Genomic DNA, 13,748 nt, shown 5'->3' with positions numbered 1-13,748 from the left:
CGGTCAGCGCCGGGTGAAGAAGTACGGGTCAGGCGCGCAGCAGCGTGCAGGCCCAGTGCATGCCGTTGCCGGTGCTGGTCAGGGCCACGAGTTCGCCCGTGCGTACGCCGTCCGACGCGCGCAGCAGTCCGAGCGCGATCAGCTGGTCGGCCGCGCCGAAGTGGCCGTGCTCGCGGGCGAGATCAGTGTTGGTCCGTGCCCGCGTCAGCCCGCAGTGCACCCGGTAGTCCTTCAGGGTCCGAGCGTCGGCGTTCATGTGCAGGACCAGGTCGATGTCCTCCGGACGTACGCCGGCCCGCTTGCAAGCACGTTCCAGCACCTCGCGGTTGCGGGTGCGGTTGTACCGGACGAACTTGATGGTCGACCGCAGGTTCGAGCCGAGGAACCGCTTCATCAGGTCGGCCGGGTTACCCATCGGTGTGGGGGCGGGGCCACCCGCGACGAACGGCTGCCGCGCGCCGCCGATCTCCATCCGCAAGACATCGCTGTACCGGCCGTCGGTGAGCACGTCGGTGGCGAGCCATCGCTGCTCGTGGTGCCCACGGACGAGGACCGCGGCGGCCGCGCCGTCGGACACCACGGCGGTGGCCGAGTCCATCCGGTTCCAATACGCGTCCGGGATCCGGTTCGCCACGATCAGCAGGGCGACGCGGTACTCGGAATGAGTGGCGAACTTGCCGGCCACCGTGTCGAACGCCGCGACGCCACTGCTGCACGCCTGGTTCACCAGCACCGCCTCGGCCCGGACCGCGCCGAGGCGGGACTGCACCGAGGCGGCGGCGTCCCAGTACAGATACTCCGGCACGTCGGCCATCGCGAACACCACCAGGTCGACCTCGTCGGCGGGCACGTCCGCCTTCGCCAGCGCCGCCGTCCCGGCCCGGACGGCGAGGTCGGTCACGCCGACGCCGTCCGGCGCCCGGTAGAACGTCTCGAAGCCCAGATCCCGGATCCGGCCGACATCCTCGACGTACTCCGGCGCGCAGGCGAGCACCGGCGCCGGTTCGCCGAGGACGACGCTCGTCGAGCGGATCCCGAACGTGCCGGTCATCGGTTGATGCGGGTCAGCGAGACCTCATCGCTCTCGCCCCGGCGTTCGCGGACCCTGCGCTCCACGAAGATCCGGCGGGACCGCGCGATGAAGTACTCGCCCGCCGTGACCGGCGCGTGCCTCGGCGGGTTGTCCTCGTCGAAGCAGGTCGGGATGCACGAGATCATCGCGTCCGGGTTCGGCTGCTGGAAGAACGGGATCGAGATGCGATCGAGGTGCGCCAGGTCGTCCGGTGGGTTCACCACCCGGTGGATGGTGCTGGCCCAGCGGTTGTTGGTCCACTGCGCCATCAGGTTGCCCAGGTTGATGACGAACGCGCCCTCGATCACCGGCACGTCGAGCCATTGCTTGTCCCGGTCGCGCACCTGCAGGCCGCCGCCCGGTGTGTTCTCCGGGTAGAGCACCGTGACCGTGCCGAAGTCGGTGTGCGCCTCGGTCCGCAGTGGACCGTGCTCGCCGGGCTCGGCGGCGGGCAGGAAGTAGTTGGCGGCCAGCGGCGTCATATGGTTGTCGATCTTGTCCTCGAACCAGTCCGCCGGCAGGTCCAGCGCCAGCGCCAGCAACCGATGCAGCCGCCGGGACATCGCCTCGATCGCGAGGTAGTAGGCCAGCCACGTCTCCTTGAACCCGGGTAGCGCCGGCCAGCGGTTCGGAGCGATCAGCTTCTCGTCGCAGACGCCCGGCTCCTGCTCGCCGCCGAGCAGGGGCTCACCGATCCGGCAGGCGGAGAACTTCTGCAACGACCGCCAGGTGGACCAGCCGCGGTGCAGGCTGTCCATCGGGTCGTACGCGATCTCCCGCTTGACCTCCTCCGGCTGAAGGAAGAACTTTCGGGTGATTTCGCAGGTCGCGTCGATCAGCGACTGCGGCACGCCGTGCCCGACGACCACGAAGAAGCCGCTGGTGCTGCACGCTTGGCCGATGGCCCGGGCGGTGGCGGCCTCGCGGTCCGGGTTCGGCGTCCGGGTGAAGCCGAGGTCGATCACCGGCACGAAGCCCTCGACCAGCGTGATGTTCGGATCGTGCGGGACCGTCTCGGAGTCGGCCATCGAAGGGATCCTTTCCTGAGGGTATGGCGGGTCTGGTGCCGGCACGGCAGCCGGGTCGTCAGCGCGGGTCGTCGCGGTCATGCCGGCACGCTCACCGCGAGCAGGCGCTCGTACGCCTGGTCCAGCCCGGCACGCAGCCCGGCGGCCAGTTCGTCGAGGTCGTCCTTCTGATAGACCAGGGCCGGTGAGATCTGGATGCAGCTCGGGCCGGGGGAGACCACGACCCCGGCCGTACGGATCTCGTCCATCACCCGCACCACGTCGGCGTCGGCCAGCTCCCGTCCGTGGAGCCGCAGCCGCACGGCTCGGAAACAACCCACCCCGCCGTCGCCGGCGACCAGCGGATGATCGGCCAGCCCGGCGATCACCCGGGTCAGCCCGTCGCCCACCACCCGGCCGCGCGCGAACACGGTCAGCCGGCGCATCTCGGCCAGCGTTGCCAGGATGGCGGCGCAGGTGGCGGGCAGCCCGGCCGACGTCTCGGCGTGCGTGAGAACCGCGTCGTGTTTCTCGAAGGCGGCGCAGACCTGGTGCGAGACGAGGATGGCCGCTGCCGCGCAGGTTCCGTTGGTGAGCGCCTTGGACACCAGCATCAGGTCCGGACGGGAACGCCATTCCGTGCTCGCGAAGACCGGCCCGGTCCGGCCGAAACCGGTGGCGACCTCGTCGGCGACCAGCAGAAAGCCGTACTCGTCGCGCAGATCGTGGAGGGCTTCGAGCATCGCTGGCGGCAGTGGGTGGGCGCCCGTGCCGAGCACCGGCTCGACCACGACCGCGGCGATCCGGTCGCCCTCCTTCTCCAGCAGCGCGCGCAGCTCGGCCGGGTCGGCGTGGCTGACGTGCCGTATCAGGCTCTGATCGACGCTGTAGTAGCTCTGCGCCAACGCCATGCCGCTGAGGCCGTGACTACCGTACGTCAGGCCGTGGTAGCTGCCCCGCAGCCCGACGATGATCCGGCGGCGGTACTGCCGGCGCAGGGACCAGAACTGCCGGGCGATCTTCATGGCCTGGTCGTTGGCCGATCCGCCGGAGGTGGCGTACGCGACCCGGCCGAAGTGTTCCGGACCGGCCAGGTCGAGCAGCTGCCGGGACGCCTCCACGGCGAGCCGGTGCCCGCCCCGGAACAGGGACAGGTACGACGCGTCGCGCAGGGCCTCGGCGACGGCCTCGGCGATCCGGAGGTTGCCGTACCCGAGGCTGACGTTCCACAGCCCGCTGGTGGCGCAGAGCCGCCAGGCGCCGTCCTCGAAGAGGATCCGGGTGCCTTCGGCACGCACCGCGGTGCGGCCCGGGTCGCCGAACCGGCTCGGCGGCGTGAGCGATTCCCAGAGCGGATAACGGTCGGACGGTGTCATGGCATCTCCTGGTGAACGCGGGCCGCGGCCGCGGCGCGGGCACCCCGGAAGCAGGCGGCGGTGAACAGTTCGTCGATGAGCAGGGCGGGCACGCCGCCGATGAGGATGCGGTAGCGCCGGTACGCCTCGTCCGACGCGGAGCCGCAGGGCGCCCAGCTGATCAGGTCTCGGTAGGTCTCCACCCGGGTACGCCGCAGCACCCGGCCGATCGGCTCCGGCGTTACCAGCAGGTCCCGGCGCAACTCGGCGGGCAGCGCGTCGAGCAGCAGCAGCGAGGTGGCCCGGACGTAGGTGACACCGGACCGCGCGCCGGCCAGCCGGGTGGTGCGTTGCAGCAGGGCGGTCCCAGGCGGGGCGGGCAGCAGGCTCTCGTGCTCGGGGTCGGCCGGCACCGGGAACTGCTTCAGGCCGGCGGTCACGATCTGCTCGCCGACCATCAGCTCGAGCATCGGCGTGACCGTGCCGTCGGAGGCGATCAGCATCCGGCCGGCCAGACCGAACGGGTCGGCCGCCGGTGCGCCGGCGGCGATCACGAGCGGCCGCCGATCGGGCCGGTGACGATTTTTCCGGTGGCCGAGCGCGGCAGTTCGGCGACGATCGTGATGGACCGCGGCACCTGGTGGGGGGCCAGCTTGTCGCGGCACCACCCGACCAGGTTCTCGACCGGTTCCGGCGTACGCAGCACCACCAGCGCCGTCGGCACCTGCCCGCGAGCCCGGTCCGGCGACGCGAAGACGTAGGTCTCGGCGACCGCGGGATGCGCGGCGAGCACCCGCTCCACGTCGCCAGGGGAGACCTTCTCGCCGGCAACGTTGATCAGAGCGTTCACCCGACCGGAGAGCTGGAGCACCTGATCAGGCCCGGGTGGCCGCACCAGGTCGCCGGTGCGGAACCAGCCGTCCGCACCGGGCAGTGGCCGTACGCCCTCCGGCCCGAGCCGGCCGAGCGCCAGCGAATCGGACCACAGCAGCAACTCCCCGGTGCCGTCCGGGCCGACCGACGGATCCACCCGGAACCGCACGCCGGGCAGCGGGCGGCCCACGGTGCCCGGTGCCTCCGTGCCGGTCAACCGGCCCAGCGTGATCGCCCCGGCCTCGGACGAGCCGTAGCAGTTGTACAGCGTGAAGACATCCGCCTCGACGATCGAGGTGATCGCGCCGTCGGCGAGTGGCGCGCCCGCCGACACGGCCTGGCGGAGGCCGCCGAACCCGTCCGGCAGCGCCCGGCCGGCCAGCAGGCCGTAGTGGAACGGCAGCGCGATCATCGTGACCGCGCCGGACCGCGCCGCCACCCGCCCGAGCTGGCTGGGCACCGAGCGGGACGGCGCGAAGGTCACCGGCGCGCCGGTGAGCAGCGGACCGGCCAGGCCGTAGTTGAAACCGTACACATGGAACAGTGGTGTCGCGTTCAGCACCGGCTCGTCCGGCCGGTAACCCAGGAACGCAGCGACCCGGCGCGCGTCGGCCAGCACCGCCTCGCCGGATCGCACGACGCCCACCGGCACACCGGTCGACCCCGAGGTCAGAAAGGTGTGCGACCCGGGCGGCCGGCTCGCGTGGCTGGTCGCCCCGGCTCTCGCGGGCAGCAGCCCGTCGTCGGTCACCGTGGCCAGCGGCGGCGGCTCGGGCAGCGCCGGGTCGACGTGCACCACCGCCAGGCCGAGCGCGTCGCAGGCCAGCGTGGCTACGACGGCCGCCGCCGGATCGGTCAGCCGCAGTGCCACCGGCTGTCCGGGCGGGATCTCGCGACCCAGGGCGCCGCCGAGATCGTCGGCGGCGGCGAACAAGTCGTCGCGGGTCCAGGTCCGGCCATCGGCGGTGAACGCGACCGCCGAGCCGGGTACGCCGTTCGCGCGCACCGCGGAAGCGAACATCATGCGGTCCTTTCCAGGTGGGCGGGCAGATCGCAGAGGCGGTCAAGCCGGGGTACGCCCGGAGGACGCTCGCCACGGCTCCCGACGAGAACGGTGCGGACGCCCGCGGCGATCCCCTGCGCCGCATCGGCGGCGGTGTCCCCGACATAGACCGCATCGGCGGCGGTCAGGTCGAGGCGCCGCAACGCCAGCCACAGCCCGGCAGGGTGCGGCTTGGGCTCGCGGGTGTCCTCCCGGGCCACCGTCAGCGGGATGTCCGCGCTCGCGGCGGCAAGCAACCGGGCGGCCTCACGGCGGGACCGTCCGGTGCAGACGCCGAGCACCAGACCGGCCGACCGCAACCGCCGGACCACCTCGTGCAGCCCGTCGGCGGAGGGGTCACCGGCCGCCGCGACGTCGTCGGCGAAGCCGTCCCGGTACGCCCGCCACCCCGCCGCGAACGCGTCGGGTCCGGTCAGCGCCCGCACCGTGTCCCGGTCGGTCACCCGCTGCGCGGCCAGCAGCGCCGCGGCGGAGGCGGGCGGCCGCCCGGCCGCGACGGCCGCGCGACGCAGGGCAGCGACATGCGGCCGCCACGAGTCGACGAGCGTGCCGTCGAGGTCGAAGACGACGCCCCGGATCATCGTCATCGGGCCGCCTCGGCGGCGCCGGGCGCCAGCCCGGCCTCGACGGCGTCCGGGGTCGCCGCGACCACGTCGAGCGCGCCGGTCAGCAGCGCCATCGCCATCGCCGCGCCGGAGGCCATACCCAGTCGCATCTCGAGGCTCAACAAGGGTTTCAGGCACAGCTCGGCGAGCAGCAGCCGGTGAACCGGCTCATTGGAGAGGTGCCCGGCGATCAGATGCTCGCGTACGGCCGGGCAGAGCCGCACCGCGATCAGTGCCGCGACTGCCGTGATGGCGCCGTCGAGGACGATGACCCGGCGGTCGGCGGCGGCCGCCAGGATGAGGCCGACGTTGCCCGCGATCTCCAGCCCGCCCAGGCCCGCCAGCAGCCGCAGCGGGTCGTCCGGCAGGGCGGCGGTCCGGGCCAGTGCCATCTCGATGAGCTCGCGCTTGCGCAGCACGGTGGCGTCGTCCACTCCGGACCCGGCGCCGACGGTGATGGCGGCCGGCACGCCGAGCAGCCGTGCCGCCAGCGCGGAGGTCGCGGTGGTGTTTCCGACCCCGATCTCGCCGACGCCGACCATCCCGGACCCGGCCAGCCGCTCGACGGCGTACCTGGCCCCGTTCGCCAGCGCCAGCTCGGTCTCCGCCCTGGTCATCGCGTCCCTCACGCACAGGTCGGCCGTGCCCGCGGCGACCCGGTAGCGCGGGTCTCCGACCGGTTCGGCCAAGCCGAGGTCAGCGGTCTCCACCCGAGCAGGCACCCTCGCGGCCAGCCGGTTCACCGGTGCCCGGCCCTCGTTGATCAGGGCCAGCACTCGTCCGGTGAGGCCGTACCGGAAGCGGGAGGTGCCGTGAGCGGCCACACCGTGGTCACCGGCGAGCACGCTCACCACCCCGGCCAGCGGCTCGGGGCGTGTGGTGCGCCGGATCCCCGCGACATGCAGCACCGCGTCGTCGAGCCGGCCGAGGCTGCCCGCGGGGCGGGCGACGGTGAGCTGGCGGACCTGGGCGAGGCGCGCCTGCCGGCGGTCGGGCGGCACGACCGCGTCGCACAGTTCGCGGACTCCGGCCGGCAGATCCACATGGGTCGGGTCAGGCATGGGCGAGCAGACTCTCCGCAATGGCCGCGACCTCGGCGGCATACCGGTCCAGAGTGAAGTTGTCGAGGACCCGCCGGCGCGCGGCGCGGCCACGCTCGGCGGCGCCGGGGTCGGTGAGGGCGTCGGAGATGCGGCCGGCGAGCATGGCCGGGTCGAGCCGCCGGGCGCCCGAGGGCCCGTCGACGGGCACCGGATAGCCCACCGAGCCGTGCGGGATCAGCTCGCGCAGGGAGTCGACCGCGGCGGCGACCACCGGCCGCTCCAGCGCCATCATCTCCGCGCAGACATAGCAGAACGACTCCCAGAGGCTGGGCACGACGGCGACGTCCGCGACCGACATCCAGCCGAGCACCTCCGAACGGGGCAGGTCGCTGAGGATGACCAGGTCGTCAGCCTGTGCGCGCAGATGCGGCGCCTCCGGCCCGGCCCCCAGCAGCACCAGCCGGACCGGACCGCCCGGAACGAGCCCGCGGTTGATCCGGGCGACCGCGTCGACCAGGTGCCCGAAGCCCTTCACCGGCACCAACCGGCCGGCGCCGACCACCAGGCGCGCGGGCGAGTCGCCGAGTAACGCGGCCTTGCGCCGCAGCGGCGCCGGGTCGGCCCGGACCGCGTCGATCTCGGTCAGGTCGACACCCAGGTGGACGACGCTGCCACGGTCCTCGATACCGGGGTAGTGACCGGTAATCGCCTCCTGGAGCGCCCGGCTGATGTAGACGGTGTGGTCACTCGACCGGCAGGCGTTCTCCTCGAGCCGGACCAGATCCTCGTGGACGCCGCCGACGCCGGTGGTGACCCGGTGGCCGTCCCGGTCGTACGGGGTGATCGCTCGGAAGTCCTGGAGCAGCACGTTGATCAGCGGCGCCGCGTGCCGGCCGCGAAACACCGCCGCCTCCGGCCAGCTGAACAGATCAGGCACCACCAGCGCACCGGGCGGCCCGTGGTCGGCGGCCAGCCGGTCGGCCGCCGCGAGGATTCGCCGCCGCGCCGGGATGCTCTGGTCGTAGACGCTGCCGACCGGCACGCGCTTGACCAGCACGCCGTCCACCGTCTCCTCGGTCTCACGCGCGGCGCCGGGCGCAGTGGTGAGCACCTGGACCGGCAGCCCACGCCGGACCAGCCCGACCGCGAGATTTCTGGCCACGGTGCTCGTCCCGCCCACCGTGTGTGGTGGGTACTCGCGGGTGAGCAGGAAGGTATTGCGACGCACCCCGTGCACCTCCCGATCGTCGGCAGTGCAATTGTTTCGTGCACATGAATAACGAACACGAGAAATTGCGGTGCAAGTTGAAGAGAGGTCTCGCGAATCCGTCAGCGCAGACCGCGTAGAACGGCCCCGCGGCAACAATGCCGAGGTGGCCGCAAAGGTATTACGCCCGATGACGTATGGAGCCCCGTGTATCCAGCTGATCACTGGATCGATGTGATCAGTTAACCCGATGCCGCGATCACCCGCAACCCTGTAGTCCGGCCGTGCCGGTGGCGAGATCCTCATATCCGCAGCTCAGAGCCGAGGAAATTGCCGGTTCCGGAACCTGGAAGCCAGTTCTGGCGCCTGATGACCGACGGTAAGACATTCACGAACGCCTTTGTGATCTATTTGAAAGGGGGCAGACAGCGAAGCGGATCCGTGGTTATCCTCATTCGCATCCCGGCGTCGGCGAGACGTCCGCTCCTGCCTTCCGGCCGCACGAGAATGGAGAAACGGGGAGAATGATCGAGCGTAAAGAGGTCGTCGAGACCGTCGTGGAACGGCTGCGCGAGGTGGTGCCCGAGTCCCGCGAGGTGACCGTGATCGACGACCACATGGACCTCCGGGACTTCGCCGGTTTCGACTCGCTGGGCATCCTGGAGCTTCTGGTCTGGCTCGAGGAACAGTTCGCGATCGCCATCCCGGACGAGGAACTGGTGGTGGAGAACTTCAACTCGGTCGGGAAGATGGCCGACTACGTCATCGCCAACCGTTGACGGCGCCGCAGCGATGAGGCGCCGGCCGGCCGGGCCTCCGTGTCAATCGACGGGATGAGCGCCATCGTCATCATCCTCACCTCCTGCCTGCACGCCTCGATGCACGCCGAGACGGAGTGGCCATGAGATTTCTGCGCATCGGAAGACCCGGCGGGGAACGGCCCGCCCTGCTCGCGGAGGATGGCCACCGGTATGACCTCAGCTCGATAACGCCGGACGTGGACGGTGCTTTCCTGGCGTCCGGAGGCCCGGAACGGGCCCGGTCCGCGCTCGACGCAGGCGTCTTGCCCGTCGTCGCCGACGACGCTCGGACCGGCTCGCCGATCCGGGTAGGAAAGATCGTCGGAGTCGGACTGAACTACCGCGATCACGTCAGTGAGACCGGTGCCTGGGAGCCGGAGGAGCCGGTGATCTTCCTCAAGGCGGCCGACACGGTGGCCGGTCCGTTCGACGATCTGCTGATCCCGCGCAACAGCACCAAGACCGACTGGGAGGTGGAACTGGCAGTGGTCATCGGCCGCACTGCTCGATACCTCACGTCGCCCGCCGAGGCGTGGGCTTGTGTCGGCGGGTATGTGCTGGCCAATGACGTGTCCGAACGGGAGTTCCAGCTGGAACGCGGCGGACAGTGGGACAAGGGCAAGTCGTGTGAGACATTCAGCCCTCTCGGCCCCTGGCTCGTCACTCCGGACGAGGTGCCGGATCCGCATGCGCTCGACATGCGGTTGTGGGTCAACGGCAAGGAACGGCAGGCGGGCAACACCAAGAACATGATCTTCCCGGTCGACCACCTGGTGCACTACCTCAGTCAGTTCATGGTGCTGTACCCGGGCGACGTCATAAGTACCGGCACGCCGTCCGGGGTGGCCCTGGGCCGGCCCGACCCGAAGCCTTACCTGCGTGCCGGTGATCTCATCGAGTTGGAGATCGAGGCGCTGGGCCGGCAACGCATGCACGTCCGGCAGTCCTGACCGCAACGCAGCCAAGCCGGGAGGAATCTCGTGACACGCATACGTCCGCCGGAGGGCGGCGGGAGGAGCGGGCCGGTATGACCTCGGTCAGCGTGGTGATGCCGACCTACGGCAAGAACGAGTATCTAGAATACACCCTCGCCTCGCTGGTGCGGCAGACGCACCAGGACTTCGAACTGATCCTCGTGAATGACGGGGGTGATCCTTCCACCCGCGACCTGGTGGCGGCCTACCGGCGCCACTTCGGCATCACTTACCTGACGCCGCCGCACGGTGGCCGAGCGGCCGCGCGCAACCACGGGTTGCAGGCTGCCGACGGCGACAGGGTGCTGTTCGTCGACGACTGTTGCATCGCCACTCCCGATCTCGTGCGGCGCCATGCCGGCCATGACCCCGGCACGCTGGCCATCGGCTGGAAACGTCGCGTCGCGACGGTCTGGAAGGGCGGCGGCCGGCTGACCGCCGACGACGCCGAGAGGGCCCTGCTGCACGACAGATTTCCCGAGTGGTCCAGCGGCGGCTCCGCAGATCAACGGCTGATCGAACCCTCCGACCTCATCGAGGACTTCACCTCCACGGCGGCGCGCATCGATCTCAGCCACGACTACGACAACCACCCGGACATCGTGCACATGTTCTCCCCGGAACTCAGGGGATACGCACTGCCGTGGACGCTGGTGACCACGGGCAACCTCTCGGTCAGCCCGGAGGCGCTGGCTGACATCGGCGGATTCGACGAGACCTACCGCGGCTGGGGCATCGAGGACACTGATCTGGGTTACCGCCTGCATCGGCACGGCCTTCGCACTGTCTTCGACGTCGACGCGGTGAATCTGCACCAGTTGCATCCCCAGGGCGACGGAGCCGTCGAGTTCGCGGTCCGGCGTCGCGGGGCGGAACTGCTGCGTAATGCGGAGCACTTCTGTCGCAACCACGGCACCCTCGAGACTTATCTGTACTGGCAGTTCGTTACCCGTAAGCACGGCCTGCTGCAGATCAATCAGCTGTTCCATGAGATCAGCGCGGTCGAGTCGCCGACGGTACGCGACGAGATTCTCAGGCTCTACGCGTCGGCGTTGCCTCCGTCGCCTTCCGACGTTGTCGCGCCACCGAATTTGTACTGCGCGGCGGCGCCGTTGCCGACCGGCTGACCGGGTGAAGCGGGCGAAGGTCCCGCCTCGAGGATCAAGGTGTTCAACAGCATCGCCGATGCCAGGACCGCAGTGCGAGCCGCAATCCACAGATCGGGCTGCACGGTCCGGGCCGCCACTTGGGAGCGTTGTCATGCCGGAGAGCGACAAATTTCTGTACCGGTCATCGTTCGAGGTGCGGTACTTCAGCCGGGACCTGAAGAACGGACGGCGCCGGGGCCCGGACCGCGCCTGCCTGGACCGCGCCTACGACGGGCCGACCGCGATGAGCGTGCCGGCGTGACCACCCGACCGGCCTTCCCGATCCCGCGGCGAACCCCCGACCATCCGCCGGCCGAGTACCGCGAGGCCGGGACGATGAGCCGGTGCCCGCTGAGCTACGGCGGCGACGCCTGGCTGGTCAACGGGTTCCAGGCGACCCGGGAGATCCTCGCCAGCAGCGACGACTTCAGCGCCGACGACACCGTCGACGGTTTCCCGGCGATGCCGATGGCCTCGAAACACCGCACGCCCGGCCATTTCCTCACCATGGACCCGCCGGAGCACACCCGGCTGCGGCAACTGGTCTCGGCGCAGTTCACGCCGGGCCGGGTGCGCCGGATGATCCCGGCCATGCGTGAAACCGTCCTCGACCTGGTCGACCGGCTGATCGACACCGGGCCACCGGCTGACCTGATCGCCGGCCTGGCCGTGCCGCTGAACATGGCCGTCGCCTCGCAGATGCTCGGCACCCCCGGCTCCGACGCCGAGTTCTTCCTCGACGTGGTCCGCGAGCTGCAGACCTTCGACGCCTCACCGGCCCGGCGCAAGGCCGCAGCCGGGCGGATGACTCAGTACCTGCGCCGGGCGATCCCGGAGGCGGCCGACCGCGGCGGCGACAATCTGCTCGGGCTGCTCGCCGTCCACCTCGGCACCGACGAGGGATTCACCCTGGACGATCTGGTCGGCGTCGCCAACCTGGTGATCATCGCCGGGTCCGAGACCACCCCGGCGCTGACCGGGCTGACGATGTTCTCGCTGCTGCGAGACCCGGAACAGGCCGCTCTCGTACGCGAGGACCCACCCCGCTGGGCCAAGGCCGCCGTGCACGAAGCGCTGAGATACTGGACCTTGGTGCAATACGGCATCGCCCGGGTGGCGGTCAAGGACGTCGACGTCGCCGGGCAGCGGGTACGAGCCGGTGAGGCGGTCGTGCTCAACCTGCCGACCGCGAACCGCGACCCGGCCGAGTTCCCCGACGCCGACACCTTCGACATAACCCGTGACATGCGCCCGCATCTGGCGTTCGGCCACGGGATCCACCGCTGCCTGGGCGCGCCGGTCGCGGTTGCCCAGACCGAACTGGCCGTGGCCGAGGTGATGTCGCGTCTGCCCGGGCTCCGGCCGGTCGTGTCCGAGGATCAGCTCGCCTTCCGCGCCGAGATGCTCATCCACGGCCTGCGTGCCCTGCCGGTCCGCTGGTGACCGGGCTGTTCCCTCGATGCACTGGTCCGAGACCCTGCACCGCGAGCCGGACGGGCCGGCGTCACCGATCTCGCCGTCCGGGCCCGGACCGCGGCTCTGCACAGCCAATTGGCAACAGCGTGCGCTGGGCCCGCACGTTACTGCGGCCTGACGTGAAGAAAGGAACAGGATGGACGTCTCGGTCGTGGTGATCACCCACAACCGGCCGGACCGGCTGCGGCTGGTGCTGGCCGCCCTCGCCGCGCAACAGGGCGTGGCCGGCGGCTTCGAGGCCGTCGTCGTCGACGACGGCTCCGTGGTCGACCTCACCTCCAGCTTGGAGGGGCACGGCGACCTGCCGATCCGCCTGGTCCGGCAACGGCAGACGGGCTGCGCCGGAGCACGCAACACCGGCATCAAGGCCTCGTCGGCGGAGATCGTGCTGTGCATCGACGACGACGTCCTCTTCGGCACCGGTTTCGTCGCCGAGCACCTGGACACCCACCGCCGGCACGGCGCTGCGGTCGTCGTGGGGGACCGGTACAACACGTACCTCGCCGACCTGACCACCCCGGAGAACCGCGTCATCCTCGCCGAGGCCACCGAGGGCCGGTGGGAGCGGCTGCACCGCCGCAGCCGCCGGGACTACTTCGCCGCGCAGACCCTGACACTGTTCGACCGCGACCCGAGGGCCCAGCCGATCCCGTGGCTCTGCTTCGTCGGCCGCAACGTCTCGTTCCGGCGCGCCGACGCCGACCGGGTGGGCGGCTTCGACGAGGGTTTCCAGCAGTGGGGCCTGGAGGATCTGGAACTCGGGCTGCGATTGCACCGGGCGGGGGTGTCGTTCCACTACGCGCCGAGCGCCAGGGTGTACCACCTGGAGACCCCCCTGGCGGCGGACAAACTCGACGGCTTGAAGCAGAGCCTGCGCTACTTCGAGACCAAGCATCCCGGAGTCGAGTCGGCGACGCTGGGCCGCTTCCTCTTCGGCGAGTGCTCGCTGGAGCAGATGGCCGCGTCGGTGACCGCCGGCCGGGTGGTGGACGTCGATCCCGAGCAGGCGCGGACCTACTTCTTCACTCGGCGCTGAACGGCCCGGCGTCCAGTGCGTCGTTCCGCAAAGGCGGTAGAAAGGTTGGTCCGGTCGGGACGAGTGTGAATACTCCGGGTTCTGTGCAG

The 13,748-nt window shown here is 70.8% G+C and carries 14 protein-coding genes; 6 read left to right on the top strand and 8 right to left on the bottom strand.

The genetic code is table 11. The annotated features are described in order from the left end of the window. Nucleotides 1-28 precede the first annotated feature (28 nt). The 8 genes from QSK31_RS41810 to QSK31_RS41775 form a co-directional block, all read right to left on the bottom strand. On the bottom strand, nt 29-1,051 hold the full coding sequence (locus QSK31_RS41810; protein ID WP_285690447.1) for a 3-oxoacyl-ACP synthase III family protein: 1,023 nt from the start codon (nt 1,049-1,051) through the stop codon (nt 29-31). Continuing rightward, on the bottom strand, nt 1,048-2,100 hold the full coding sequence (locus QSK31_RS41805; protein WP_285690446.1) for an isopenicillin N synthase family dioxygenase: 1,053 nt from the start codon (nt 2,098-2,100) through the stop codon (nt 1,048-1,050). The genes QSK31_RS41810 and QSK31_RS41805 overlap by 4 nt, the downstream gene beginning before the upstream one ends. A 77-nt stretch (nt 2,101-2,177) precedes the next feature. Beyond that, nucleotides 2,178-3,455: a daptide-type RiPP biosynthesis aminotransferase gene (gene mpaD, locus QSK31_RS41800; protein ID WP_285690445.1), complete on the bottom strand. Its 1,278-nt coding sequence runs from the start codon at nt 3,453-3,455 to the stop codon at nt 2,178-2,180. Continuing rightward, nucleotides 3,452-3,988, bottom strand: a complete 537-nt coding sequence (locus QSK31_RS41795; RefSeq protein WP_285690444.1) for a chorismate--pyruvate lyase family protein — start codon at nt 3,986-3,988, stop codon at nt 3,452-3,454. Before QSK31_RS41795 ends, mpaD begins: the two co-directional genes overlap by 4 nt. Continuing rightward, entirely contained in the window at nt 3,985-5,328 is a 1,344-nt protein-coding gene (locus QSK31_RS41790; protein WP_285690442.1) for a class I adenylate-forming enzyme family protein, read from the bottom strand. The genes QSK31_RS41795 and QSK31_RS41790 overlap by 4 nt, the downstream gene beginning before the upstream one ends. Then, a complete protein-coding gene (locus tag QSK31_RS41785; RefSeq protein WP_285690441.1) occupies nt 5,328-5,957 on the bottom strand; it encodes an HAD family hydrolase in 630 nt (209 codons plus the stop codon). Before QSK31_RS41785 ends, QSK31_RS41790 begins: the two co-directional genes overlap by 1 nt. Continuing rightward, a complete protein-coding gene (locus QSK31_RS41780) occupies nt 5,954-7,036 on the bottom strand; it encodes a nicotinate-nucleotide--dimethylbenzimidazole phosphoribosyltransferase (protein WP_285690440.1) in 1,083 nt (360 codons plus the stop codon). Before QSK31_RS41780 ends, QSK31_RS41785 begins: the two co-directional genes overlap by 4 nt. Beyond that, nucleotides 7,029-8,246: a glycosyltransferase gene (locus QSK31_RS41775; protein WP_285690438.1), complete on the bottom strand. Its 1,218-nt coding sequence runs from the start codon at nt 8,244-8,246 to the stop codon at nt 7,029-7,031. The genes QSK31_RS41780 and QSK31_RS41775 overlap by 8 nt, the downstream gene beginning before the upstream one ends. A gap of 503 nt (nt 8,247-8,749) precedes the next feature. Between QSK31_RS41775 and QSK31_RS41770 the strand changes: the two genes are divergently transcribed. The 6 genes from QSK31_RS41770 (at nt 8,750) to QSK31_RS41745 (ending at nt 13,659) form a co-directional block, all read left to right on the top strand. Next, on the top strand, nt 8,750-9,004 hold the full coding sequence (locus QSK31_RS41770) for an acyl carrier protein (protein WP_285690437.1): 255 nt from the start codon (nt 8,750-8,752) through the stop codon (nt 9,002-9,004). 122 nt (nt 9,005-9,126) lie between these two features. Continuing rightward, a complete protein-coding gene (locus QSK31_RS41765; RefSeq protein WP_285690435.1) occupies nt 9,127-9,975 on the top strand; it encodes a fumarylacetoacetate hydrolase family protein in 849 nt (282 codons plus the stop codon). 77 nt (nt 9,976-10,052) lie between these two features. Next, nucleotides 10,053-11,126: a glycosyltransferase family 2 protein gene (locus QSK31_RS41760; RefSeq protein ID WP_285690434.1), complete on the top strand. Its 1,074-nt coding sequence runs from the start codon at nt 10,053-10,055 to the stop codon at nt 11,124-11,126. 133 nt (nt 11,127-11,259) lie between these two features. Next, nucleotides 11,260-11,409: a hypothetical protein gene (locus QSK31_RS41755; RefSeq protein ID WP_285690433.1), complete on the top strand. Its 150-nt coding sequence runs from the start codon at nt 11,260-11,262 to the stop codon at nt 11,407-11,409. Then, a complete protein-coding gene (locus tag QSK31_RS41750) occupies nt 11,406-12,590 on the top strand; it encodes a cytochrome P450 (protein ID WP_285690432.1) in 1,185 nt (394 codons plus the stop codon). The genes QSK31_RS41755 and QSK31_RS41750 overlap by 4 nt, the downstream gene beginning before the upstream one ends. A gap of 169 nt (nt 12,591-12,759) precedes the next feature. Beyond that, nucleotides 12,760-13,659 carry a glycosyltransferase family 2 protein gene (locus QSK31_RS41745; RefSeq protein ID WP_285690431.1) on the top strand — a complete coding sequence of 300 codons (900 nt, stop codon included), beginning with the start codon at nt 12,760-12,762 and terminating at the stop codon, nt 13,657-13,659. Nucleotides 13,660-13,748: the final 89 nt, after the last annotated feature.

The sequence above is a fragment of the Actinoplanes sp. NBRC 103695 genome (genome assembly GCF_030269485.1).
GTDB lineage: Bacteria > Actinomycetota > Actinomycetes > Mycobacteriales > Micromonosporaceae > Actinoplanes.
Note: the sequence above shows the minus strand (reverse complement) of the source record. Positions and strands in the feature narration are given on the sequence as shown.

What these genes read in the sequence shown, in the direction of transcription:
- QSK31_RS41745 (WP_285690431.1), top strand. Translation starts at nt 12,760, where the DNA reads ATGGACGTCTCGGTCGTGGTGATCACCCACAACCGGCCGGACCGGCTG.
- QSK31_RS41790 (WP_285690442.1), bottom strand. Translation starts at nt 5,328, where the DNA reads ATGTTCGCTTCCGCGGTGCGCGCGAACGGCGTACCCGGCTCGGCGGTC.
- QSK31_RS41780 (WP_285690440.1), bottom strand. Translation starts at nt 7,036, where the DNA reads ATGCCTGACCCGACCCATGTGGATCTGCCGGCCGGAGTCCGCGAACTG.
- QSK31_RS41765 (WP_285690435.1), top strand. Translation starts at nt 9,127, where the DNA reads ATGAGATTTCTGCGCATCGGAAGACCCGGCGGGGAACGGCCCGCCCTG.
- mpaD (WP_285690445.1), bottom strand. Translation starts at nt 3,455, where the DNA reads ATGACACCGTCCGACCGTTATCCGCTCTGGGAATCGCTCACGCCGCCG.
- QSK31_RS41755 (WP_285690433.1), top strand. Translation starts at nt 11,260, where the DNA reads ATGCCGGAGAGCGACAAATTTCTGTACCGGTCATCGTTCGAGGTGCGG.
- QSK31_RS41785 (WP_285690441.1), bottom strand. Translation starts at nt 5,957, where the DNA reads ATGACGATGATCCGGGGCGTCGTCTTCGACCTCGACGGCACGCTCGTC.
- QSK31_RS41805 (WP_285690446.1), bottom strand. Translation starts at nt 2,100, where the DNA reads ATGGCCGACTCCGAGACGGTCCCGCACGATCCGAACATCACGCTGGTC.
- QSK31_RS41810 (WP_285690447.1), bottom strand. Translation starts at nt 1,051, where the DNA reads ATGACCGGCACGTTCGGGATCCGCTCGACGAGCGTCGTCCTCGGCGAA.
- QSK31_RS41770 (WP_285690437.1), top strand. Translation starts at nt 8,750, where the DNA reads ATGATCGAGCGTAAAGAGGTCGTCGAGACCGTCGTGGAACGGCTGCGC.
- QSK31_RS41760 (WP_285690434.1), top strand. Translation starts at nt 10,053, where the DNA reads ATGACCTCGGTCAGCGTGGTGATGCCGACCTACGGCAAGAACGAGTAT.